This is a genomic window from Telluribacter roseus (assembly GCF_017355915.2).
In the GTDB taxonomy this organism is placed as follows: Bacteria; Bacteroidota; Bacteroidia; order Cytophagales; family Spirosomataceae; genus Telluribacter.
In genome coordinates this window covers 1-17,134 of record NZ_JAFEUV020000023.1, presented here as the reverse complement: position 1 = coordinate 17,134, position 17,134 = coordinate 1, and the positions used below count along the sequence as shown (strand labels likewise).

15 protein-coding genes are annotated in these 17,134 nt (G+C 44.6%); 6 read left to right on the top strand and 9 right to left on the bottom strand.

The features are described from left to right. Positions 1 to 44: 44 nt before the first annotated feature. Positions 45 to 302 carry a hypothetical protein gene (locus tag JTN23_RS24560; protein WP_247237765.1) on the bottom strand — a complete coding sequence of 86 codons (258 nt, stop codon included), beginning with the start codon at positions 300 to 302 and terminating at the stop codon, positions 45 to 47. A gap of 168 nt (positions 303 to 470) precedes the next feature. Between JTN23_RS24560 and JTN23_RS24555 the strand changes: the two genes are divergently transcribed. Beyond that, a complete protein-coding gene (locus tag JTN23_RS24555; protein WP_247237764.1) occupies positions 471 to 2,816 on the top strand; it encodes a tape measure protein in 2,346 nt (781 codons plus the stop codon). Between the two features lie 106 nt (positions 2,817 to 2,922). Here the strand turns inward: JTN23_RS24555 and JTN23_RS24550 are convergent, their stop codons facing one another. Beyond that, entirely contained in the window at positions 2,923 to 4,320 is a 1,398-nt protein-coding gene (locus JTN23_RS24550; protein WP_247237763.1) for a phage integrase SAM-like domain-containing protein, read from the bottom strand. Between the two features lie 811 nt (positions 4,321 to 5,131). Here JTN23_RS24550 and JTN23_RS24545 point away from each other — a divergent pair. The 3 genes from JTN23_RS24545 to JTN23_RS24535 all read left to right on the top strand — a co-directional run bounded on the left by JTN23_RS24545 (position 5,132) and on the right by JTN23_RS24535 (position 9,118). Then, entirely contained in the window at positions 5,132 to 6,961 is a 1,830-nt protein-coding gene (locus JTN23_RS24545; protein WP_247237762.1) for a T9SS type A sorting domain-containing protein, read from the top strand. Between the two features lie 382 nt (positions 6,962 to 7,343). Next, complete coding sequence (locus tag JTN23_RS24540; RefSeq protein ID WP_247237761.1) at positions 7,344 to 7,913, top strand: hypothetical protein; 570 nt, start codon at positions 7,344 to 7,346, stop codon at positions 7,911 to 7,913. Between the two features lie 602 nt (positions 7,914 to 8,515). After that, positions 8,516 to 9,118, top strand: a complete 603-nt coding sequence (locus tag JTN23_RS24535; protein ID WP_247237760.1) for a hypothetical protein — start codon at positions 8,516 to 8,518, stop codon at positions 9,116 to 9,118. Between the two features lie 83 nt (positions 9,119 to 9,201). Here JTN23_RS24535 and JTN23_RS24530 read toward each other — a convergent pair whose 3' ends face one another. The 6 genes from JTN23_RS24530 to JTN23_RS24505 all read right to left on the bottom strand — a co-directional run bounded on the left by JTN23_RS24530 (position 9,202) and on the right by JTN23_RS24505 (position 15,116). Next, complete coding sequence (locus JTN23_RS24530) at positions 9,202 to 10,650, bottom strand: DUF6371 domain-containing protein (protein ID WP_247237759.1); 1,449 nt, start codon at positions 10,648 to 10,650, stop codon at positions 9,202 to 9,204. A gap of 158 nt (positions 10,651 to 10,808) precedes the next feature. After that, the gene (locus JTN23_RS24525; RefSeq protein WP_247237758.1) at positions 10,809 to 12,011 is read right to left on the bottom strand and encodes an AAA family ATPase; all 1,203 of its coding nucleotides are present in this window, start codon (positions 12,009 to 12,011) and stop codon (positions 10,809 to 10,811) included. A gap of 1 nt (position 12,012) precedes the next feature. Further along, positions 12,013 to 12,315, bottom strand: a complete 303-nt coding sequence (locus JTN23_RS24520) for a hypothetical protein (protein WP_247237757.1) — start codon at positions 12,313 to 12,315, stop codon at positions 12,013 to 12,015. Then, on the bottom strand, positions 12,312 to 12,626 hold the full coding sequence (locus JTN23_RS24515; protein WP_247237756.1) for a helix-turn-helix domain-containing protein: 315 nt from the start codon (positions 12,624 to 12,626) through the stop codon (positions 12,312 to 12,314). Before JTN23_RS24515 ends, JTN23_RS24520 begins: the two co-directional genes overlap by 4 nt. A gap of 94 nt (positions 12,627 to 12,720) precedes the next feature. Then, the gene (locus JTN23_RS24510; RefSeq protein ID WP_247237755.1) at positions 12,721 to 13,671 is read right to left on the bottom strand and encodes a hypothetical protein; all 951 of its coding nucleotides are present in this window, start codon (positions 13,669 to 13,671) and stop codon (positions 12,721 to 12,723) included. 56 nt (positions 13,672 to 13,727) lie between these two features. Further along, on the bottom strand, positions 13,728 to 15,116 hold the full coding sequence (locus JTN23_RS24505; RefSeq protein ID WP_247237754.1) for a site-specific integrase: 1,389 nt from the start codon (positions 15,114 to 15,116) through the stop codon (positions 13,728 to 13,730). A 585-nt stretch (positions 15,117 to 15,701) separates the two neighbouring features. Here JTN23_RS24505 and JTN23_RS24500 point away from each other — a divergent pair. Both JTN23_RS24500 and JTN23_RS24495 read left to right on the top strand, forming a co-directional pair. Continuing rightward, a complete protein-coding gene (locus JTN23_RS24500) occupies positions 15,702 to 16,034 on the top strand; it encodes a DUF6883 domain-containing protein (RefSeq protein WP_247237753.1) in 333 nt (110 codons plus the stop codon). Further along, complete coding sequence (locus JTN23_RS24495; RefSeq protein ID WP_247237752.1) at positions 16,031 to 16,261, top strand: DUF4926 domain-containing protein; 231 nt, start codon at positions 16,031 to 16,033, stop codon at positions 16,259 to 16,261. Before JTN23_RS24500 ends, JTN23_RS24495 begins: the two co-directional genes overlap by 4 nt. A gap of 73 nt (positions 16,262 to 16,334) precedes the next feature. On the opposite strand, the gene JTN23_RS24490 is transcribed toward JTN23_RS24495, so the two are convergent. Further along, positions 16,335 to 16,826, bottom strand: a complete 492-nt coding sequence (locus JTN23_RS24490; protein ID WP_247237751.1) for a recombinase family protein — start codon at positions 16,824 to 16,826, stop codon at positions 16,335 to 16,337. Between the last annotated feature and the right edge of the window lie 308 nt (positions 16,827 to 17,134).

Here is a 17,134-nt window from a genome sequence, read left to right as displayed (position 1 = left end):
GTGTCAGGGCTGCTTATCGTTCGGGTTACGTATACAAGTAAGGGTTAGTACTCGTCTGTATCTATAAGCTTATCTAGCATCTCTTCCCACAGATCCACGCTTTCAGGCTGGTTTCGCTGTATAGCCTCCCTTAGAGTTATCACAGCGCTAAACACTTCATCCGGGAGGTCTGCTACTTCTACCCTATGTCCGGTCTGTGAATGAATGTAGCGGGCTACTAGCTCTTCAAGCCCCATTTCACGTATAACCAGGAGTAGGTTTAGCTCCTTAAGTTCTGACTGTTTTTTGGGTGTATTCGTCATTTCTGGTGCTGCAGGTGTATACCTACAATATAATAAAAAACATCTAATAATCATAGCACTTAGTAGATAATTTATCTACGATTATTAGGAAACTGAGGTAAAATTTTGTATCTTCCCCTATGGGTTTCGGCCCACTATTAGCCCTCTGAAAGATTAAATCTACTAGCCATGTCTGCAGCCGGTGTTGGAGCTGCTAATATCCGACTAGGAGCCGATATATCAGGCTTCTTACGGGGTATTTCTCAAGTCTCCGCTCAAATCAGTACGCTTACCGTACAAGTCAACTCCCAACTAACCGATTCCTTCCGTAGAGCCGATAACGAAGCCAAGGTGTTCAAAGCCGGGCTTGGTAGGCTTGGCGATGACATTCAAGGAATAGGAGCTAAAATGTCCGCTTTTGCTACCCTGCCTATGATCTTCGGATCGGGCCAGGCTTACAAAGAGTTCGCCAACCTGGAAAAGCTACAAATAGGCTTAAACCAGTACGGCGAATCTTTGGAAACGGTTAAGAAGTTAGCGCAACTTCCTAACATCAGCATTGAAGGTGCTGCCTCTTCACTTCTAGCGCTGCGTTCGGTAGAAATGGCATCTGACAAAGCACAGAAGACCATCAAAGCCTTTGCCAACGCATTAACGGCTGCGGGTAAGTCATCCACCGACCTAAACCCCGCTCTCGCCAACGTACAACAAATGATCAGTACCAATACGGTATCTGCCGCCGATGTAAAGGAAATGGCGAACCGTATTCCACAAGTCAGGAAGGCGCTTATTGATGCTTTTGGCACCGCCGAGGGCGCAGAGCTCACGAAGATAGGAGCTACGAAGGTGGTGGAAGGATTAGTAGCTGAACTCGAAAAGATTCCTCCGGTCGCCGGGGGTGCGGGTATGGCGCTGGAGAAGATAAAGGATTCCGCACAATTCTCTATGGCATCTTTTGGAGAGAGCCTGGAAAAGTCCTTTAACATCAGCGGCATCATTAACAGTATAGCCGAGAGTATGGAGAGCCTTACTTCAAAATTCAAAGGCTTAAGCCCCGAAACACAAAAGACTATCTTTGTCTTGGGCGGGGTGGCCGCTGCTGCGGGTCCGCTATTGGCAGGACTTGGCGCTGTGGTTAAGATGGTTCCTCTACTAACAACCGGGCTAGGTCTGATTAGTGCGCCGGTGCTAGCCGTAGGAGCCGCAATAGGAGTAGCCGTCGCCGCTATCATCTATCATTGGGATAGCGTTAAAAAAGCCCTTGTAAGCTCCGGAGCCTGGGACTCAATGAAAAGCATCGCTAAGAGTGCGCTTGGCGTCCTGACGGGCTTATTTGGCACTGTTACGAACCTAATTAAAGGGGACTGGAAAGCCTTTGGTCAATCCCTAGCTAATACGCTCAAGTCAGCGGCTAACCTAATGATAGATACTCTTAGCGGCTTTATTCGCGCTACCCTCGGGATGTTCGCTACCTTCAATAGAGCCATAGGTTTTGATGCTCTTGCCGACGGTGTAGGGAAAGCTATTGACGGAGTTGATAAACTAGCGAAGAGTATCAAATTTACTGTACCCGACTCCATGAAAGAGTTCAAGGAGATAACGAAGGCTCTCAGCGCGCCAGTGGGTGACAGCGGAGGTTCGGTAGGTAAGTCTGCTAGCGAGGGGGTAGAGGATCTGGGTAAAGCTATGGAGTTCGTGTCGTCCGCTCAGAAGGAAATGAAGAAGATTAACCAGGCGATGGAGTGGCACAAAGAGCAGGAGGCATTGAAGGGCGTTATAAGCGAGTATAAGAAGCTATTCGGGGTAGTGGCCGGACTGAACGTAGAGCGGTTGAAGGGTATGCAGATGAATTTCGGAGCACCGGAATTAGGCAAACTTCAAGGACGCGCTGATTCAATGATGAGCACCGCCAGCAACCTACCAGGAATAAAACAAGCGGTAGACGTGTATGAGAAGCAAGTAGGCAGAGTTGCCAGCCTCAACGCTGACATTACCCGTGCTTGGGATAACGCCAAATACAGCATGGCAGTAGGCATGGGCGAATGGATCGGCGGTATGATTGCCGGTGTTTCTTCTTTGGCCGACCTGCCCCGTATGTTTGGCTCTATACTCGGCGATCTTGCTACTCAAATAGGTAAATCTATGATTGCCTTTGGTACGGCAGGAAAAGCCCTGCAATCTATTATAAAAGATCCCATAACAGCTGTTGTAGCTGGGGTGGGACTCGTTGCCCTAGGTGCCGCCCTGAAAGCTAATGTGCAGCAAAGTATTAACTCCAAAATGAACGTTCCCGCTTTCGCTGAGGGTGGTATGGTTGGCTCCGAGATGTTAGCCAGGGTAGGAGATAACCCTAATGCCCGATTTGATAATGAGATAATTGCCCCTTATAGCAAGGTGGATAGGTCGCTGAGGGAGTCCATTAGAAAATATAGCAAAGGTGGGGATGGTATAGGCGAGCTGACTACCCGTATCTCAGGCTCTGACCTGGAGATAGTACTCAATAGAACCAGGCGCACAAAAGCGGCCATCGGCTGACGGTAAGCGGCTGTGGGTAGGCTTAGGGCAGTCTACCCTGCTATTGAAACAAAGGGGCAGAGGTTAAGAACTTCTGCCCCTTCTTTACGCCTACATTATGTCTGACTTAAGCGCCTGTCCTGAAAACCCTGAAAATCCCATGTACAACGGGCTTGCATTGCTGTACAACCTGGGGGCCAGAATACAGCCCTACGTTCTCATAATTAACCTCCCTATCAACCCCTTCCTTCTCTACCTCGGCATACTTACAGATGGTGTTAACGGACTTTAACCCCATCATAGTAGCCGTAACTCCTAGGGAGTGGCCCCAGATATTCAGGCATTGATAGGCAAAGGTATTGCGCCCTATCCCTGTGGTAAGTGTGTAAGGCAGCCCCATTAGTTGACCGAGCTTGATTAGGTAGTTGGCATTCGTCCGGTAGGGGAGCCGAGGCAGATTAGACAACCCGCCGTACTTCTCAATAATCGCTATTGCTTCCGGACGTAGCTTTATCATTGCTTTAGCCTTATGCCGCTTGGTCTTGCGCCGTACTTTCTCTATCCAGTAGTTGTTCCTCCAGAAGGAGTAGTGTTCATCCTGTAGCCCTTCCCGGTCACAATAATGGAAGGCTGTGTAACAGCATAGTATCATCAGATCCACCACTACCTGCATTTTCTCTCCGTAACAGGGAACAGCCGGGCCTTTCAGCGGCTCTAATGGCTCCTCAACCCCCGGCATGAATCCCGTAGGCTTGGTGAAGTCAGTAGACCGCAACCATTGAAGTTGATCTATTGTCAGGTGATCAGTATGTACGTCGCGGGTGAACTTAAAGGCAAAGTTAGCTATAAGGTTTTCGTGTATGAACTCGCGGTCATAGCCTTCTTTCATTGCTGACTTGATGAATACTATATTCTCATTAATGTACGAGTCCTTTAAAGGCTTTTTCCCCTTATTTCTCATCCAGTCAACAAAACGCTTCATCATAGCTCTATTGAAACTGTCAGCGGGTAACTCAGGCTTGCCGACGGTCGCCAGAAACTTCTCAATGTTATTGATGTAGGTTTGCCGGGTGCTCTTTGTGCCAGGCTCCAGCCTTACAGAGTTATCCTTGTACCACTTCAAAAGGTCAATAAGAGCACGTTTACCTCCTACAAGTCGCCCCTGCTTTAGATACTTGGCTACTCCCTTGGAATCGTCGCTATAAAGCCCCTTTTCAAGCCCTCTGTAGAACTCTTTTACCATCTTGGATGATGGACTAACGCCGTAGCCGTTAAGCGTCCCATAGGCGACTTTTGCGCCCTGTTTCATCTCCCATAGCGCCGCGTTGATCTTCATAGCTCCCGGCCCCTGGTAGAGCTCCTTACCTCCCATCCAGTTGAGCCCGTGCATGTAGCTAATCTGATCTCGGAGGTTTTTAGGTATCTTCATATTGGCAACTACACCGTCTATGGTTATACGTAGGGTTACATCTCCCTCTAGTTTCCAAAAAAGCAGCTTGATTGGTGATTTTATATTGGTATTCATAACAATAAGTAGTTTCGGCTGGGCATAGTAGACCCGCTCCAGCAAAGTGAATGATGGGATAAAATGATAATAAGAAGTAGGCGATGACTAGTTACTAGGCAGGCACAAACGCTTGTTGACGTAGTACGGCTCCAAGCTCTTAATAAGGTCTAGGAGCTGCCGGTAGACGAAGGCAAGATTCGCGTTCTGCGTGGCGTCCGTTGGAGTGTCTGAATTAGAAATACAACCGGAGAACATTTGCCATAGTCCTTCCTCAGTCATTTGAGAACTGCCGGAGTAGCTGAAGTACTCGTTGATAAGCGCCTGAACTGCATCAGGATTGGAGGCGACGGGAGATAGTACTCCCTGTGGGGGTAATGAGGGCTTGTTGCTTGACATTGCTTTGGATTGTTTGTGCGTTAAACAATATATCTATTCACCAGAATAGCCAAATAAAAAGACGGTGCGTTGACTATGCCCGTCGCACAATACCTCCAAAGGTGGTACGCCTACGCCATTACAACGTATGCACGGGATCAACGCACCGTCCATCTATATCTTTGCAGAATAGGGAAGCGCTAATCTATGTCCTTTGGAATTCTTGTGCGTTACAAAACTAAAGGTTTCGCTCAAGATTCCAAGCCCCTACCCTACCTCGTCCAATCTTTTTTTTGATAGCCCAAAGTACGGACTGATAGGGTATGAAACTTCAAGTCATTACATGGAAGGGTAATTTCATACGGTAGACGGGATACCTTGAGTATTAGTGACCGTTAGATAAAATTTTTTGCTTCACTTGGTGCTTTCCCCTACCATTGACATTAAAAGCAAAATGAAGGTTGTTTTTGATATATTACTTTTAGGAGCTATCACTTTGTTAGTTGGACTATTGGTGCCATTTGAAGGGAAGGCTCAAGATTTGTGTGAATATGGAGCTCAAAGGGGGGGCTTTACTGTGTTTCCTGAAGTGGGCTGTGCTCCACTAACAGTTACTGTAGGGGATACTACTAAAGGTTCAGACCCCAAACTTCAAACTTGGGCTTTTAACTATCAGGGAGGTTTTAATCCGGCTTCTACTAAATCCACTACCTATACCTATACAAAGCCAGGGTACTATACAATCCTGCTAATGGGAAGTGCTAATGGAGGAGGATTTACTGCTTGTAAAGGAGTAAAGGTATTGGATACAACACCTCCAAATGTACAGGTAAGTGTTCTTGCCGGTGGTATGGTAAAAGTAACTCTCATTAGTGACAGTATTGCCAGACAATATGATCAAATAGAAGTCTGGTGGAACGATGGAATGAGAAAAAGCTATATTGGTCCAGGCCATTCGTCCGAAGCTCAGCACATTTACTCAGGTACAGGTCAACGCTCTATCTTTGTACGTGGCATTTACTTTGGTAGGGCCTGTGGTGGAAGTAGGGAAGCAATTCATTCTTTCATCATAAATACTTGTGAGATGGATGTCAGTTTCACTGCTAATGGTACTAAGGAATTGTGTGAGGGGCAAAGTGTTGAGCTATTGGCAAATACTGGTGATGGATATACCTATCAGTGGTTTAGAAATGGCACTCTTATCGATAATGCTACTGCCAGGACGTATACAGCAAGTGTGACTGGTAGCTATGCTGTTCAGGTCAAAGATTCTAACGGGTGTACAAAGCGATCAGATGAGCAGTATATTCAGTTGAATTCTTCTCTAAATGTTTCTATTATCCCTCCTACTTTCAATGCAATATGCCAGGGTAAAACGGTTGAGCTGAAAGCTTTAGCCTCTTCATCCATTAGCCGTTATGAGTGGTACAGGAACGGCCAGCAAATACCCAATGCAGGTGCAGCTAATCTAATTGTAACTGAAGGCGGCACCTATGTAGTGAAAGCTACTAACAGTGTAGGTTGTAGTAAGATATCAGATGAGATAGTGATTGCCCCACCTTACAAGATAAGCCTACTTGCAGAGGGAAGCACAACTATTTGTGAGGGAGAAGGTGTGAAGCTATCGGCTCAAAGCAACAGCACATCCTTATCAAGCTACCAATGGTATCGCAATGGGACGGCTGTTCCAGGAGCTAATATTAATTATTATCAAGCTGAGAGTAATGGAAGCTATACAGTCGAGACAATGGATGCACTAGGATGTAAGGCTATATCAGAATCCAAACAAGTAGTAGTCAAACCTCTGCCTGGTAAGCCAAGCATAACTGCCAGTGGGGATATGAAGCTTATATCCAGCGCTGCTGCGAGTAATCAGTGGTTCTTAGATGGTACTGTTATTACCGGAGCTACCTCGGCTGAGTTTACACCAGTACAATCGGGGCTGTATACTGTACAAGTAACGCAAGATGGATGTGCAAGTGCGATGTCCGAGGCATACAGCTTTATCATTACTTCAAATGATCCGGCTGTAAGCACTTTCATCGTACTTTATCCAAATCCAACAAATGATCAGATCTTAGTATCTATTCACAATACTTCCGGCCCAATAGAAATAGAGTTAGTAAATCCATCTGGTAAGGTAGTAGGACAAAAACAGGTTGTTGCTACTACTCAGCAAAGTATAGTAGTACCATTTCAGTTAGAAGGAATGCCATCTGGAGTTTATGTGGTTAAAATTAAGAATAAGTTGTTCAATGGTATTCGGAAGGTGATTTTAAACTAACCCCTCCTGAATTTTATTACAATAAACATGAGGTTACTCCCGGTAGTATACATTAAGTGGAACTGAACTTCTAGCCTTATCCTAGTAGTACCCTTTTATGTAGATAAGGGTTACTTAAAAAAATAGGTACTGAGTTTTGACACGATACGCGTGGGGATGGGGCTACGGTATACATCGGAACTGGCTTAGACATTTCACCCACCCCTCCCCCAGGGGGGCATCAAAAGTTCAAGGAAGTCGGGGCGTATACCGCAGCCTTAGCCTCGCGTACATCGTGTCAAAATACAATAGGGGGGGTATGCTACATGCAAAGCAGGCAGACCGTAGGATAAACTTTCTTGCATCAGTCGGGGCTATCCATTAACCTTGAAAGAAAAAGCCTATGAGACGCACTATACTAGCTTTATCTGTCATTACTATCGCTTTTGTTCTAAAAAGCTGTGCTCCAGCTTCTACGCTTAAGCATACCGCATTAAAGGGTAAGCATCTGGAAGAGCCCTATGTAGTTATTACTGATAAGCCTTTTGAGGAGGTTTGGAACAACGTAGTAGATGTACTAGCTCAAAGTGGATTCCCTATCCGGTTCATTGATAAAGAGAATGGACTTGTAGTTTCTGAGCGAAGTTCACTGATAAATGACTTTACCTTTGAAGATAGACTAGGGAAATTAGAGAACCCTAACGCTCTAGTTGTGTTGCCAACTGTATCAATTTGGACATTTGGGGATCGCATCTATCCTACCTCTCTAACGGGAGTGGCAAGTATAAGGGTAAGGAAGCTAGGTGAGAATAAAACTAAAATCAATGTCAATTTGAACGCTCTAAATGTTGACGTTATAGAAGGAGTTGAAAGAAATACCACGGAGGATCTAAGGAAAGCGCAACTCTTGATTGCGCAGCAGATACGCTCTACTGGATTATTTGAGTATAAGATCACTGAACTGGTAAAGTAGCCTAAATGCTCGCGCTACTCTTGTATCAAAGTCGTCTAATATTCAGCTGAGGTAAGCGCTACTTGATTAGCTGCTCAATAGTGGTAGGGTGTAGCTTTACTTGGCCTTGCTCTTGCTTAGCAAGGTAGAGCCGCCCTTCCTCGTCTTTATACACCGCTCTGTTATTACAGCCTTCACAGATAAAGCTTTCAGACCTGCCCGGGCTTAGATCTAGGGCTATCCGTGCCAGGTCAATATCTGGATAGTCAAATGGGGTACACTCTGAACAGTAGTCGGCCATAGGTTAGCGCTTTTTTAGGAAGTAGAGATGTTTACAAAGCTCTCTCCTTTTTAATAACTCTTTGTTAAAAATCAATATAACGTGCTGTTTGTACGTGATTTTCATAGAAAACTCATTGTGTTTGGGCACATAGTGTTATTTCTACTTTTAGTAAGGGTGGATACGAGTTTAGACCGCCCTTCTCTTTTGAAAGATAATATTAAGGATAAATTAAAGACAACCACCTTTTAACTACTTTAATCTATCCAATATAAAGCGCGATTTATTAATTAATCATAGATTGATAGGAGCTTACTTGTTTTATAACTTATCATCAAATGGAATGGAGAACAATAGTGACCAATTGTTTAACAGACTAAAATCTGTTGCTGATGCTAGAGGGCTAGAAGATAAAAGGAAAGCCTTTTTACAAGAGAAGGGCTTTCAGTACAAACTATTTGATAACTTATTTAAATTTCTGAAAGAGAGAATTGAGGGCTTGAAGGCGTCGGGTATAAATTTTAAGATTGACTATTTTACCTTTAAAGGTAGGTTTAGAAACATAGACGGCGATTATAGAAAGTGGAATGACACAATTTGTATTACCAGCGAGGCTTTTAAAGTTGAAATAGAGTTGATCTTGAAAGCTTATAATAAGGAAGAAGAACATGGTGGTATAACAGTTGAGTACCTCCATAAAGAAAATCTAATTGAAATTCGCTACTATACATTTGAACTAGACGTTTATTACAATATTTCAGATAAGACAAAGGAGACAATGGGCTTCTCTGAGGATTTACAACTTTATTATTCCCTTGAGCAAGAAGAGATACTAACTGTAGACGTTGACAAGGACTTAAATCCCAAGTGGGGAGAAGAGACAAATGCGACCCTTACTAATTCAATACTAACTTGGTTTGTAGAGAAAATTGAGCGGGAGATGTAAAAAACGAATGGGATTGATTTCCCATTGAATTAAGAAGACTTTGGGAAGCTGGACTTGCACCCTTACTATGCAATAATCAAGTCTTACCTACTCCTCCAATTCCACCACTTCTTAAAGCTCCTTAACGCGGCAAAGGTTGCGGCTTCGGGTTCTGGATGCTCTAAAGCTTTGTAGTAGTCATAAACAGCGTGGGTAGTAATCCCCCCTTTGTCAAACACTCTATGTAGGATTGTATAAAGGGCTTCGCCAGTTGTGTAGTTGTGCGGGTTGTCAAGTACATCTGCAATGATAGCTCGATTGTAGTTGGTAGGGTAAGGTGATATACCTGTTCTTTGCGCTGATGTGGGTGGGTCTGGTATGTTATCAAAGGGGCTTCTATCGCTTTCTGCTGCGTTATTATTGGTTGTGGCACCCTTTCCTTCATCTGACACTGTACGATGCTCCAGTGGCTCTATTTCGGGCCTGCTGCTTACGTTATTAGGAGTTGGCTGAGGAGGCTCCGCCGAAACATATTTATGGTAGTCGAGTCTTACCAGGTAATCCGCCAAATCAAGCCCTTTCTCCCGTTCCTCATCAGTCGCATTCCTTTCTAACAAGTCAGAAACCCGAAAATTAGCCATATCAGCAAGCGTTCGGGACTTTTCAACCCATTCGGCAAACGCTTTTCCATCCTTAGACAAATCCGGAAACAGCACAACGTTTCTACCCGTCAATGCTTGCAGTCTATCCTTAGTAAGATACGAGAGGCTCCCCGTTGCAAGGCATAGATAATCGGGAAAGAAGGGGGTAGCAATTATGGCTGTCTTTGGCGCTTCAAACAATGCGATGGGCCTTGATGGATGTCTTTTCAATAGGTGTTCTCCATACAGGCAGTTAACCCGCTTTTCTTGCTCCTGGTAAGCTTCTAGCCAGTCGGGCAACGCTTTACCCTGCTTCTTAAACCGATAGCTTAAAACACTATGGACCCATGTGGTACACTTCCTTTTCTTCCCCTCTCCGTCTATGTATTCACTAGTATGACCTAAACTATCAAAGTGCTTTATCTGCCCCGCCCTTACCTGGCCTATAGCGTTTATAAACCAAAAGACTGTAGCACCCTCCCAACGGCTTGATACACCTATGTAGTAATCCGTAATGAGCTGGTTCACTACCTCAGCCGGGAAACGTTTCAGGAGAAAGGATATAAATTGATTCTTCTCAAATCCGGTGAGGCTGGCTTTGAATAGATCGGCAGGAATATCAACCTGAGCCGTAGGCGCACGAGGTGCCATAAGGGGCTTTTGTGGCGTCCAAGCTACATTCATGCCTCTTTCTTTCTCGTAGATCATCTTGGAGTACCCATCACTGTACGGATTCAGATGATAGCCGCAATTTGCCTCCCGGTTGCACCGGCCATACTCATCCGGTAGGAGCTCATCTGTATGCGTATCAATGTATGGTGAAAGGGTATGTCTAGATCCGCAGCTGGGGCATGTTGTTCTGTCGCTTGGAGTCTTGTATTGCTTTAACTTGAATCGGTATTGGGGTTCCATTAGAAGAGTGTTATTGATTATCTACTACCCGATTCCACCCGTGAAGAGTAATAGTGGTTGGGAGCTTGGAGGGAAGACGGTTTACGGTTTAAACCGGTTTACTAAACCTATGTCACATCAAGGTTTATCAGTTTATACGCCTATGTATAGGCGTTAAACTAAACCGTGACTATTGCAGAATCTGAGGTGTCAGAATTAAACCTCCCCAACTTGTAGGGGGCCTTTTCTTTCTCCTGATATACCCAATCATGGGTTTTGGCATAGACTACTATATCCTTCGTCTTATTATCGCCGATACTCTTTCCGAATTGGCTCTTGAAAGATAGTTTAACCCTTCTGACAAGATCCGAATAGGAGAGCTTATCTGCCCCCGCGAAAGAATCAGTCATCAGCTGATAGAGACGCCAATCTTCTATTTCATCGATACCAATACTGTTAGGCTTCTTATTGGTCCTAATCTGCCAGTTCTCCGCAATTCGTGGCATGCCGTACTCGTCCACTTCGAAGGCAAAAGGCTCCGGCTCTCTATCCCGGCAATACTCCGCCTGAACGATTGAAATATCCTTATCCTCTTCGGACTTTTGCACAGATAGTACGGTTTCAGCCTTGTTCACCAGCTCTGTCCCAATGTGCCCTCTGGCGTTGTTATCTCCCTTGTTTTGATGTAGTACACAAAGGATGTGTATTTCTCGCTCTTCAGTCCATCGGAGAAGATTGCTTGCCATAGCTGTAGCCTGGTCCTCATCATTGATAGAGGTTAGCAGGTCCCTTACTCCATCAATGACCACTAGCCCTACACCATCGGTATTATAGATAGCGGCCCCTATCATCTCCATGCGTTCGGCAGGTTTAAACTTGCGTAAACTATACACTAGGAGGTTGTCAGGTTGTAAATTCCCTGATAGCTCACAGATACGCTTTATACACTTCTGTACATGGTACTTACCCTGCTCTGTGTCGAAATATAGCACTTTTCTTTTATCAGGAGGGAAGTTGCCACGGATCACACCAAGCATAGTTCCATTACAGGTTGCAGCAGCCACAGCAATAGATACACTAAATGTTTTCCTACTCTTGGCCTTTCCTATCGTTAGACTGAAATTGCCCAATGTGGCTACCGTAGCGGTAAAGTCTCCGCCAACCATTTCTAAACAGACCGGCGGCGGTACAAGAGGCTCTGATGGGTCTATTCTTACCGATTCCAGGAGCTTCAGTACAGCGTCATTGTGTGTCTGCTGTTCAGGGGCTTCACTTGATATGTGAGATGATGAGGTAAAGCCTTCTTGATGATTAATTGATTCCCGATGAATGGCCTGGCCAATTCCGTCAGCGTCGAAGTTAAAATCAGGTCTAAGTTCCATATTAGAAGAGGGAGGTTTGGTTGGAGGTTGGGAACTTGGTAGGGTCGGTGGTCAGAAACTCAACCCATTCGCCTGATATTTTACATTTAGCTTTCTTGGCAACGGCTACGTTATTATGATCGGCTAACATCTTTACGTACCGGCAGACATTTTGAATTGGTATGCCGGTGTCAACGGCGACCATGAAGCGGGATGCGGGGGCTATTTTTAAATGAGCGTTTACCTTATGAAGTTGTGAGGCAAAATGCTTATCTTTACTAGGTCCTTGTTCGGGGGTAGGCTGTTGGTGATTCGGCGTCATCATTGCTTACCTCCTTTCTTATTTAGAGTGGCCCCTTCTTCTAGGTAAGCTATAAGCTCGGAACGCTTGAAGTATAGCTTACCAAACCGCTTAACGTGCGGTATTTTACGGATGTTCTGGTAAACTGTCTGTTGTGATACGTTAAGGATTGACGCGGCATCCTTTACCCCTACGTAATCATCTGGGGCTTTGGTGGCGGTGGGTTGAGTGCCGTTCAGTAGAGCGCTCAGTAGTAGCTCCATGCTGTCCAGCCTTTCGCCTATCTGATGGATAGCGCAAGGAAGTTGATCAAATGATAATGTGGTTTTTTGCATTTGCTTTGTCTGATTAGTGATAAAGCAAAGGTGCAACACCCAATAAGGGGTATCCGGATTCATCCAGATTCATCCGGATACTATTTATAAATCTTTATCTTTCTCCTAAAGCTAGGGTTTCTAAAAACATAGAATACTCATTTTCAACCCTCTTTAACGCTTCAACATCCCCCCTGGATTCTATTATTTTGATGACTTTCTCAAAGTCTTTTTTTCTAGTGCTTGGTTTTCTATTTGCATATCCTTCCCCTTCTCCTGTCCTTTCGGTAGCCAAGGATGTACGATAGTAGTCTATTATTTGCACTTGCTTTGGACTTAAATTTACCCCGTATTCTTCCGCTAGAGATTCTCTTTTTTCATCTCCAATGTACAAGCAGAGTAGAGCGAAAACGTGTTGGTTCTGCGGGCCTTGCTCAACCTTGCTCTTATCAGGACTGGGTTGCTCACTGTTTCTTGGATCCGTTTCGTCTTCCTCGTGGCTTAATCCCGTTTGCTCTTTAAGATACCAAATCAACCACTTTACCGCCCCCTGTTTATACATCATGGCATCGTGTAAATCCCAAAAAAAGCTGTCGGTTGTCCTCCCCTTCTCAAAATGAGGATCATCATAGGCTCCGGTTGAACGGGTAATAGGTATATTGAAGAAGTGGAAAAACTTCCATTCAAAGTCTAAGGAGCTAAAACTGTTTTTACTCCATCGATCCCAATGTTCAAAAAGAATCTTCCAGGCATCATTAATACGCTCATCTATCTGCTGTAGTCGCTGGATAACCCTCTTTACTACCTCATCTGGGAGTAGAGTCAACTCACTCAATGTATGTTGTGCAATGGCGTTAATAAATACATCATAGCCGTTAATATTATCATCCTTTCTTGAACAATATCTGCTTGCTCTTATTAGTACCTCTGGAGTATAGTCCTCCTCATCCTCATCCTCATCCTCATCATACTCTGGCTCTCCCCAGCGGTCATAATCAACGTAATCTAACTCAATGGTTGTAGCTTCTTGTGTAAGCTGTTCAAAGTAAGAGGATTTGTAATTCATTGTATGCCTTAAGAGAGTAGTTAAGTTTCGATAGATAGATCTTTAGAACAACTTTGCTACAGTAGCGCCTCTAGGTACTTCTTGGTCTTTTCGTCATCAAAGCTACCAAGATAGGACTCTGTAGTCTTGATGTTGGTATGCCCCAAGGATTGGGATATAAAGGCTAGCGGGGCCTCTGATTGCAACAATATAGTAGCAAAAGAATGTCGGGCATAGTAGCTGGTTATATCAGCTGTGATACCCACAGCCTGTGCTATTCGCTTGACATACTTGTTCGTCATCTTTGTGACTTGTTTGATGGCGTTATGGTGCTGATCGGGAGTCATACCTTCCCTAATGAATGGAAAGACGTAGCCCTTTGAGGTCTTAGGACTTGACCCCCATCTCTCCAGGATAGCCAACGTTTCTGGATTGAGTACTACTTTAACTTTGGTCTGATCAGTCTTCCTGCTATGAGAGGTCTTTTGACGTATGAAGGTTAGTGTTTGCTCCTTAAAGTCTATATCCTTCCACCGTAACCTGCAAATGTCAGCGATATTCATACCATTGCTGAAGTAGGAGAAGACCCATAGATCACGCCCCCGCTGCTCCATTCCAGGCATGCACTGATAGCTGATAAGCCTGCGTACCTCTTCTTTAGATAGAGCCTTTTTGATGTTCTTAGCGGCAGGTATGATGTATTTATTCCTTCCAAAGGGGTACTCTTCTGGCTTAATTGTATGCGCCTCCAGGGCATCATTGAAAACTGCTCTAAGGGCCCGGCAGTAGATACTAATGGTAGTAGGACTGGCTCCGGTGGCTGCTTTTTTGGGACTATGTGGGGCTTTCCCCTCTACAAGCATCCATTGCTCATAGAGGGTCAGAAAGTCTTTAGTAATGTGCTGAAATTGTAAAGTAGGAAGCTCATTAGAGGTTTTGGTTGGGAGCAGAGGAAGCCCTAATTCCTTTCTGTCGTCACGATCAAGAGTAGACAAAAAACGGTTGATTGACTTAGCTACTAGTTCGTAAATGGTCCCATTGCTAATTTGTCCTGCTGACTTCAGCCGTTCGCCCTTTGTTCGCAATGCTGCTATCAAGTCGTTGGCGTCGGCTACCTTCACCTTGCCATAGTTATCCAGCAGTTCTTTAAACTTCTCATGGGTAAAATTCGGACCTAACTGGCTGGCTATATCGCGGGCAATGTGAACCAATCCCAGCGCCTTACTTTTGTCGTATTTGTCGGGGCGGTTCCAAAGTGCGGCCCAAAGGTGCAAAAACTCTTCATCCTTGATTTTACCGTCTGGACGTTCTCTCTCCTCATTGTCCTTAAGTCGCTTCCAGGTAGAGAGGTCTGCTTTAAACCCTGTGCTGTATAACCGCTGCTTACGTTCGAATGTCAGGTAAAGCTTTATGGAATTGTCACCACGCCTTTTATCGTGGAAGAGAGTAACAGTTGCTGTTTTCATGGAGCCTTAACTTACGTGCATTGCATTGTGCATTACAAATGTATTGATTTAAGGCATAAAAGCAATAGAGGGAGATAAAGGGTATGCTTGTAAATAACTGTTATACAGCCATAAGTATAACGATTTATAAAAGACCGAAAGTAGATAAAATGGTGTGGCTCATGCCTTCTAAGCAGACGGTCACACGTTCGAATCGTGTCGGGATCACCAATAATACCATAAAAGCCCTGTAAGTTAGCTACTTGCGGGGCTTTTTTCTTATCTTGGGGCAACAATGGGGCAGCATTTTTATGCCTGTTGTTTTGGGCAACAAGGAGTGTCAGCTGTACCATAAAAATATTCCAATGACAGGGGCTGATGGCTGGATAAAAATCAGGCTTTGATGATATCGGAACTGGGAAAGCTATCTTTGTTAAGGTTAGTGTCTGTGCGAGGAAGATGTACTATACCTGATGGTCGTATTAGTTAATAGGTTTTACGTTGAGTGTGGATCGAGGCAATCTACTTTATGCTGGATGAAGGGAAACCTATGCAGCAAGCTTATTTGTTTTTTACCTGCTACTAGCCTACATTTCGCATATGTATATGCCAAGTCGAGAAAACGCCTTTGTAGAAGATACTAAAATAACCGGTTATCTGCTCAATCTGGAGCATCCGGACGGCAGAAGCAAAGCTAGTTTATTTTTGAAAGCGGGATTTAGGTTAGATAACATTGCCGAGTTTAAAGCGTTTTTACTAAACCATGCCCAGGTACATCAGGTAGCGAAAACGGAGCAAACGAGGTTTGGTACTAAATACATTATAGAGGGGCAGGTAGAAGGGGTAGATTCTTTCCGTTTTAACCTGCGGACAGTGTGGATAATAACCGCTAGTTCGAAGCAGCCAAAATTGATAACCGCTTATCCTTTAACGTTATGATAAAAGAGTTTGAACGAATTATTCTGACTGAGGACATACCCGGTACCGAGTTAAGAAAGGGGGATGTTGGTGTAGTTGTTGAAATATATAATGAGGGAGAGGGCTATGAAGTAGAGTTCTTTGCTTTGAATGGCGATACCGTAGCTGTGGAGACGTTAGAGAGCAGGCAAGTACGCTCGGCAACCAATAGGGAAATTCTTCATGTTCGTGAGTTAAATGCGGCTTAGATCCAATGTCACGTCCTGAAAATCGACCGAATAAACGGTGTCCCATCTGCAGCTAAGGTTTCATTAATTAATGTCAAGCAGCTCTTTTGTATTTTTTGATACCATTCTTTTTGATCCAATTTGACAGTGTAGCTTCTGTGATGCGGTAACGGTCAGCAATGTACTTCTGACTTGAACCATTCAGTAGCAAGGCTTCGATCTCTGGCCTGTGCTGGTCCAGCTTACTTTTCCCCGGACCCGTAGGACGACCTAATTTTACCCCGGATAGTTTCTTTGCTGCCAGTGACTCTCTGGTTCGCTTACTAATCAGGTCCCTTTCTATTTCAGAGGCCATCGAGAAAACCATGGCCATCACTTTGCTTTGGATGGAGTCGTCGAGCTGCCAGGCTCCTTTGACGGTATAGATCCTGATGCCCTTTTGCATGGCGATGGAAATGATCTCCATGCATTCGAGCATCGACCTTCCTAGTCTTGAAAACTCACTAAGCAGGATCACATCTCCCTTTTTTAGCTCTTCGAGAAGCGGTCCAATTTTGCGGCTGCGCCAGGCGACCTTACCTGACACCTTTTCCTGCGGTCCGCCGCCGCGGCACAAATTCGACCTTTTCTAGATTTTTTCTTTGGCTAGGTGCAGGATGTCGGCTTTGTTCTTTTCCAGGTCCTGGTCCAGAGTCGATACACGTAAATAGGCAATAGTACGAGGCATTTTATAGAGACTAGATGAAAACCTTATTATTGATAAGTGAATAGAGTCATAAAGTATGCGATTAGATGTGTCAGGCTGATTTCTATGACAAATGCAAGTTGTTCTGGTAGGTTGTCTGATTTTTTATCAGGGCGAATATCAGGTGAATGATCTTGTTTCTGACCGCA